The 7,132-nt window shown below is 63.5% G+C and carries 5 protein-coding genes; 1 reads left to right on the top strand and 4 read right to left on the bottom strand.

Going from position 1 to position 7,132, the window contains the following annotated elements; genetic code table 11:
- The coding region (locus AC1DZ6_RS19590) for an LON peptidase substrate-binding domain-containing protein (protein WP_477098812.1) at positions 1-1,335 on the bottom strand (1,335 nt) is incomplete at its 3' end.
- Between the two features lie 401 nt (positions 1,336-1,736).
- Positions 1,737-2,999, bottom strand: coding sequence for an ATP-dependent Clp protease ATP-binding subunit ClpX (gene clpX, locus AC1DZ6_RS19595; protein ID WP_477098813.1), 1,263 nt, complete (start codon positions 2,997-2,999; stop codon positions 1,737-1,739).
- 381 nt (positions 3,000-3,380) lie between these two features.
- On the opposite strand from clpX, the gene AC1DZ6_RS19600 reads away from it, so the two are divergent.
- On the top strand, positions 3,381-4,052 hold the full coding sequence (locus tag AC1DZ6_RS19600; RefSeq protein ID WP_477098814.1) for an HAD-IB family hydrolase: 672 nt from the start codon (positions 3,381-3,383) through the stop codon (positions 4,050-4,052).
- 777 nt (positions 4,053-4,829) lie between these two features.
- Here the strand turns inward: AC1DZ6_RS19600 and AC1DZ6_RS19605 are convergent.
- Both AC1DZ6_RS19605 and AC1DZ6_RS19610 read right to left on the bottom strand, forming a co-directional pair.
- On the bottom strand, positions 4,830-6,425 hold the full coding sequence (locus AC1DZ6_RS19605; RefSeq protein ID WP_477098815.1) for a hypothetical protein: 1,596 nt from the start codon (positions 6,423-6,425) through the stop codon (positions 4,830-4,832).
- A gap of 148 nt (positions 6,426-6,573) precedes the next feature.
- The coding region (locus AC1DZ6_RS19610) for a DNA mismatch repair MutL family protein (RefSeq protein WP_477098816.1) at positions 6,574-7,132 on the bottom strand (559 nt) is incomplete at its 5' end.

Genomic DNA, 7,132 nt, shown 5'->3' on the forward strand with positions numbered 1-7,132 from the left:
GTTCTGAGCCGGGTCCAGCACCTCGAGCAGGGCCGAGGACGGGTCGCCGCGATAGTCGCTGCCCATCTTGTCGATCTCGTCCAGCAGGATGAAGGCGTTGGTGGTCTTCGCCTTCTTCATGGTCTGGATGATCTTGCCGGGCATCGAACCGATGTAGGTCCGGCGGTGACCGCGGATCTCGGCCTCGTCGCGCACGCCGCCCAGCGAGATGCGGGCGAATTCGCGACCGGTCGCCTTGGCCAGCGAGCGGCCCAGCGAGGTCTTGCCGACGCCCGGAGGGCCGACCAGGCACAGGATCGGGCCTTTCAGCGAGTTGGTGCGCGCCTGGACGGCCAGGTACTCAAGGATGCGCTCCTTGACCTTCTCCAGGCCGTAGTGGTCCTCCTCGAGCACCGCTTCGGCCTCGAGCATGTCGATCTTCTTGGTCTTGGCCTTGCCCCACGGGATCGACAGCATCCAGTCCAGATAGTTCCGGACCACGGTGCTTTCGGCCGACATCGGGCTCATGTTGCGCAGCTTCTTCAGCTCACCCTCGGCCTTGGCCCGGGCTTCCTTGGAAAGCTTGGTCTTCTTGATGCGCTTTTCGAGCTCGATCAGCTCGTCGCGCTGATCGTCGGGGTCGCCCAGCTCGCGCTGGATCGCCTTCATCTGCTCGTTCAGGTAATATTCGCGCTGGGTCTTCTCCATCTGGCGCTTCACGCGCGAGCGGATCTTCTTCTCGACCTGCAGCACCGAGATCTCGCCCTCCATCAGGGCGAAGACCTTCTCCAGGCGCTTCACGACGTCGAAGATTTCCAGCAGGTGCTGCTTGTCGCCGATCTTGACCGAGAGGTGCGCGGCGATGCTGTCGGCCAGCTTGCCCGGCTCGGCGATCTGCGGGATCGAGGCCAGGGCCTCGGGCGGCACCTTCTTGTTGAGTTTGACGTAGTTCTCGAACTGCTCGACGACCGCGCGCGACAGCGCCTCGGCCTCGGGGCCGACGCCTTGATCCTCGTTCACCTCGCCGACCTGGGCCTCGTAATAGGCCTCCTGGTCGGTGAAGCGCACCACGGCGGCGCGGCCCTTGCCCTCGACCAGCACCTTCACGGTGCCGTCGGGCAGCTTCAGCAATTGCAGGACGGTGGCCAGAACGCCGACGTCGTAGATGTCGCCCGGCGCCGGATCGTCGTCGGCCGAGTTCTTCTGGGTGACCAGAAGGATCTCCTTGCCGCCGCGCATCACCTCTTCGAGGGCGCGTACGGACTTGTCGCGACCGACGAAGAGCGGAACCACCATGTGCGGGAACACAACGATATCCCGCAGGGGCAACACAGGAAGCGTACGAATCTCAGACATGATGCCTTTTACTCCTGGCCGTCGCGTTGATCTCGCGTTCAGCCACGCGGGCCGCCGTCACCCAGACGATGCGCCTGAGTCGTACGACCCGTCCGCCCGGGACTGAGCGGATGTTCGTTATTTATGTGGACCTTTTGCAACACGGTTCAAGCGCACTCGCCTGGTAGCGGCGACGGGTCGCGGCTTACTGGCCAAGATGCAACGGCCATGCCCCCTGCCCGGCTTCACCGTGCACGATCCATGCTGACGCGCGATCGTGGACGCCTAAGTCCTGCCGCGCGGCCCGTCTGGTCGCGCCCCATCCACGCCGAGCGTCACAACAGGACACGGTCCGGTGTGATGAAAAGAGCGCGCCCGGCAAGGCCGGACGCGCTCGATTTCGCTCGCCGTAGGGAAGGCGTTTAGGCCGAAGCGGCCCCGCCCTTCTTCTCGGCGTAGATCAGCAGCGGCTGGGCCCGGCCTTCGACGACCTCGGCGTTGACCACCACTTCCTCGACACCCTCGTAGTTGGGCAGCTCGAACATGGTCYCCAGCAGGATGCCTTCCATGATCGAACGCAGGCCGCGCGCGCCGGTCTTGCGCAGGATGGCCTTCTTGGCGACGCCATGCAGGGCGTCGTCGGTGAAGGTCAGGCCGATGTTCTCCATCTCGAACAGGCGCTGGTACTGCTTGACGAAGGCGTTCTTCGGCTCGGTCAGGATCTTCACCAGGGCGGCCTCGTCGAGGTCCTCCAGAGTGGCGATCACCGGCAGACGGCCGATGAATTCCGGGATCAGGCCGAAGCGCTGCAGATCGTCGGGCTCGACGCCGCGCAGGATCTCGCCCGTGCGACGCTCTTCCGGATCCGCCACCTTGGCGCCGAAACCGATCGACTTGCCCTGGCCGCGCGCCGAGATGATGCGCTCCAGGCCCGCGAACGCCCCGCCGCAGATGAACAGGATGTTCGTGGTGTCGACCTGCAGGAACTCCTGCTGGGGATGCTTGCGCCCGCCCTGCGGCGGCACGGAGGCGACGGTGCCTTCCATGATCTTCAGCAGGGCCTGCTGCACGCCTTCGCCCGACACGTCGCGGGTGATCGACGGGTTGTCGGACTTGCGGCTGATCTTGTCGATTTCATCGATGTAGACGATGCCGCGCTGGGCGCGYTCGACRTTGTAGTCGGCGGCTTGCAGCAGCTTCAGCACGATGTTTTCGACATCTTCGCCCACATAACCGGCTTCGGTCAGGGTGGTGGCGTCGGCCATCGTGAACGGCACGTCGATGATTCGGGCCAAGGTCTGGGCCAGAAGCGTCTTGCCGGTGCCGGTCGGACCGACCAGCAGAATGTTCGACTTGGCCAGCTCGACGTCGTTGTTTTTCGAGGCGTGGTTCAGGCGCTTGTAGTGATTGTGCACCGCGACCGCGAGCACCTTCTTGGCGTGATTTTGCCCAATCACGTAATCGTCCAGGACTTCGCAGATCTCGCGCGGCGTGGGCACGCCATCCTTGGACTTCACGAAGGCGATCTTGTGCTCTTCACGGATGATATCCATGCAGAGTTCGACGCATTCATCGCAGATGAACACAGTCGGGCCCGCGATGAGCTTGCGCACCTCATGCTGGCTCTTTCCGCAGAAAGAACAATACAGAGTGCTCTTGGTGTCGCCGCTCGCGGCTTTCGTCATGGTCGCTTCTCACGCTAGGGCGGTCCAGGCCGAAGCCGGAACCACCGACTCCTTAGCGCCTATCCCGCCACCGAGGCAGCAGGATATCCGCCGGGAGTTGTCTAATCCTTGACATTCCCCGATCCGGACGCACGGCACAAGCCTTGGAGCCGATTTACAGCCCCCAAGTTCGTGGATGATGCATACGGTTTCATGGAATTCTTCTCTAAGATGGCGTTCCAGACCCTCAACGCAAGCCGAAGGCGGTTCGCTCCGTCGGCCGGCATGGCGCTAGCGCCGCGAAATCCGCGAAGAGCTTAGCGGCAAAAGCGGAATCGTGATGCAAGACGGGCTCGGTTGCGGGGCGCGTGAGCGCGGAGACGAATGGCGAAACGTTCACTGATGGCCCGTTCTTCTTTGATGGCGAGAGGCCTGTCGGCCTCGACCCCGATGACCGGGGATCTGCACGAGGGCCCGCCCCTGGTCGCCTTCGACTTCGACGGCACTCTGACGGTCCGCGACAGCTTTACGGCCTTCCTGAAGTGGCGGGTCAGCCCCGGGCGGCATTTCATCGGCATGGTTCGCCTGTTCCCGGCCGCCGTCGGCTATGTGTTCGATCGTAACCGCGGCAAGATCAAGGCCGCCGCCATTCGCGAGTTCCTGCGCGGCGTGTCCACCGAGCAGTTGGAGCGCGAGGCGCGCGCCTTCGCCCAGTCCGAGGCCCCCAAGCTGTTCCGGCCCGACGCCCTTGCCGTCTGGCGGCGCTGGCGGGCCAAGGGCGCCAAGCTGGTGATCGTCACCGCCTCGCCCGACCTGGTGGTCGCGCCGTTCGCCCGCGGCCTGGGCGCCGACCTGCTGATCGGCTCGAGACTGATGATCGGCGCCGACGACAAGGTGCTTGGCCCCCTGCTGGGCGCCAATTGCCGGGGCCCGGAGAAGGTGATCCGCCTGAAGGAGATCTTCGGCGACGATTTGTCGCTGGCCGCCGCCTATGGCGACACCTCGGGCGACCGCGAGATGCTGGCGATCGCCCACGAGAAGGGCTACCGGATCTTCCGGGGCAAGCCGGGCTGAACTCTTCATGGTTCTCCTTGCGACGTGACACGACTTCGCCGCCTCACGCGGACAGCCGCTGAAGTTCGGGGAGGGACGCGGAGCGCCGGGCCAAGCCCGGAAGCTTTGTAGACAAATACCGTTTCGACCAGGACCGACGCTCCGCGCGATCGTTATCCAGGAGCGTCCGGCGATCGGCCCTGTTCAGGCCTCGCCAGTCTTGGCCCCCGACGGGCGGGCCGGGCTCGCGTTGCCCGGTCCCTGAACGCACGGGTCGCCCCATGCCTGTCGCGCCGCCAGCCCCTTCATCAACGCCGTATCCGTGTTCCGTGCCCGGCCGGCACCAGATGACGAGGGTCGCGGCCCGCCTTGAGAGCGAACCGCCGCCGACGAGCGCGCCCGCTCGACCGCACCCCAAGGCCGCGAAGGTCGCAGGCCTTAGCGCCCTCCCCATCGCCTTGAAGTGGGTTGATTATGCGCCGACCTGAGAGGGTGGCGGGAACCCCTCTATACGCCGCAAGGGCGGRGGAGCGGCGCGCCAGCGCGCCAMGGSGTCTCACCGTCGGCTGAACCAGGGGTTCCCGCCACAAGGGCGGGAATGACGGTTCTTATAAGAGCAAGGCCCAGCCCCTCCCGACCCGTCGCCCGCAGCGGCGAGGCCGCGCCTTGAAACCTTGGCTGCCAGCCTGCTCTGGGGACTGACCGAGTCAAGGACGGCGCGCCGCGCCGCCGCGACGCGGCTGGCCGGAGGCCAGTCCTTGACTCGGTCAGTCCCCAGAGCTCCCATCCACCAAGGCTTTAAGGCGTGGCCGCATCCGGGGCGGACGAGGCGTCGCGAAGAGCATCCAATTCGCCCCACCAGATAAGTAATTCGCCAGGGTCAAACGGATACGATTTCGGCTCGGCGAGCGGGACTTCATTGTCACGGCGCACGTCGGGTAGCAGCCAGCCCACGAAGCGTTCCTCCTTGGCTGCGGCCAGCGTGCGAAACAATCCAGCCTCATCGGTTTGTAGGACAAGACGTTCGAAATCCTGAATTGCTGCGAAACTAACTTTCCGCTGATCTTCCGCCGTCATGTCAGGCTCGGCTTCCGCGCGCAGTCGAGCATTGGACAAAACATGTTCTTGAAGTTCGTGGGACATTACCAGCCAAGTGTCTAAAGTTAACACTAGGCCGCAGGTATCGGCATCGACGATGTGATGAGTTAAACCTCTTCGGCAATGTGAAAAGTAGCGCCAAAGTTGAAAGACGCCCTTGCCCAGTTCGTYGTATTTGGCCGCTGCGGCAATGGCCGGTTCGTCGGCGAATTGTGCGGCAAAGGTTAGTTTGGTTGCTTTGCATTCGATCGCCAGGGTCAAGCGCTCTTGATCGGCGACCAAAATGTCAGGACTATCGATTTCATCTCCTGGTCCACCACGCCGGTACCGATATTCTGGCGAGATTGTCAGCCCTGGCAGAGTAGCGAGCATCAAATCTATGCAGTAGGTCTCAAAGCGCCGTGCAGTTTCACTGCGCAGGGTGCCTCCACCTGCCAGAAGATCGTAGTAGAGCCCCGAACTGATCCGCTGGAAAACTAGAGTGGGAAGTGGCGCGCGCAGACGCTCGTCTTGCTCTCCGAAGGACAAGATCGGCCAACGGCGTAGAAGGCTCGGTTTGTAGGCAGTCGGCAGATCGAGTGCGCCAGCGGCAGCGACTGTTTCAGCAAGGATGGTGCCCGCTTGGCTTGAGGGCAAAGCCAGCAATCCGAGCGTTGATGCGAGCATCTGTGGAGTGATACCGATTTCGCGGAGATCGATTGTACGCTCCGCCGCCGGGTGATCGGAGAGTGCGGCAAAAAGAGCAAATCCCGCCTTCGTGAATGATTCGATCGATATTCCATAGCGTTGTTCAAAGAATTCTGCGCATCTGCCTTGTCCATAAATATAAATGGATCGATAGACATCAGGATTGTTGGCATATCCGCGTTGCCAGCCGAACTGTCTCTGGCCGATGCGGTGCATTTCTTTGAAAATGGCGCCAGGCTCAAGATGGGCTCCGGCTTCCACGTTCTCAAGATTACGCAGAGCGTTGACAAAGCGGGAGGCGCTTTCGAAGTCCCGACCGGCTGGGGTCGACGCCCCCTCAGCTTTGGGTGTTTCCACAGCAAGGTTGGTGAGCGTCTCTAGTTCCCAGGGATGCACCGTGTATCTGCTGGTGAAATGGTTTGTCGCCGCTTGGGGTGGAAAGCGGATGAAGGGTACGGCGGGGGCAGGGTCACCACCCTGCAAGACACCTATTGCCCACAACAATTGTAGGAACTCCTCGGTGTCGGTGGTGGCTAAGTCCGCGCCGAGGCGGTCACGAAGTACCCCAACGCGCTTTTGAAAATAAGGTCGTCGACCTGCGCTAACCATGGCCTTCGGCTTTCTGGCTTCTCGCGGCACGTGGGACTAGGAGCGTGGTCGTCATGCCCCGTCACGATCGCAGCATGGAAAAGCTTGCCATATTTGCGGAGATTTCGGGTAGTCGGGAATCGTTGGGTCGAAAGCCAACCTTGTCCCCCTACCTTCGCCCAAACAGCTTCTCAATATCCGCCAACTTCAGCTCCACATAAGTCGGCCGCCCGTGGTTGCACTGGCCGGAGTGCGGCGTCGCCTCCATCTCCCTCAGCAGGGCGTTCATCTCCGCGCCGTTCAGCCGCCGCCCGGCCCGGACGCTGCCGTGGCAGGCCATGGTGGAGCAGACCTCTTCCAGGCGCTCCTTCAGGGCCAGGGCCTGGCCGTTCTCGGCCAGGTCGTCGGCGATGTCGCGGACCAGGCCGGCGGCGTCGGTCTTGCCCAGAAGGGCGGGGGTCTCGCGGACCAGCACCGCGCCAGGGCCGAAGCTTTCGATGACCAGGCCCAGGGCCGCCAGCTCGTCGGCGCGGGCGACGACGCGCTCGGCCTCGGCGGGGTCCAGCTCGACCACCTCGGGCAGCAGCAGGGCCTGGCGGGCGACCCCGCCGGCGGCCATCTCGCCCTTCATCCGCTCATAGACCAGGCGCTCGTGGGCGGCGTGCTGGTCGACGATGACCACGCCGTCGCGGGTCTGGGCGACGATATAGGTCTCGTGCACCTGGGCC

The organism is Caulobacter sp. P1_B12_2, from assembly GCF_056406675.1.

Coding starts and splice junctions, on each gene's coding strand:
- AC1DZ6_RS19600 (WP_477098814.1), top strand. CDS start 3,381: ATGGCCCGTTCTTCTTTGATGGCGAGAGGCCTGTCGGCCTCGACCCCG.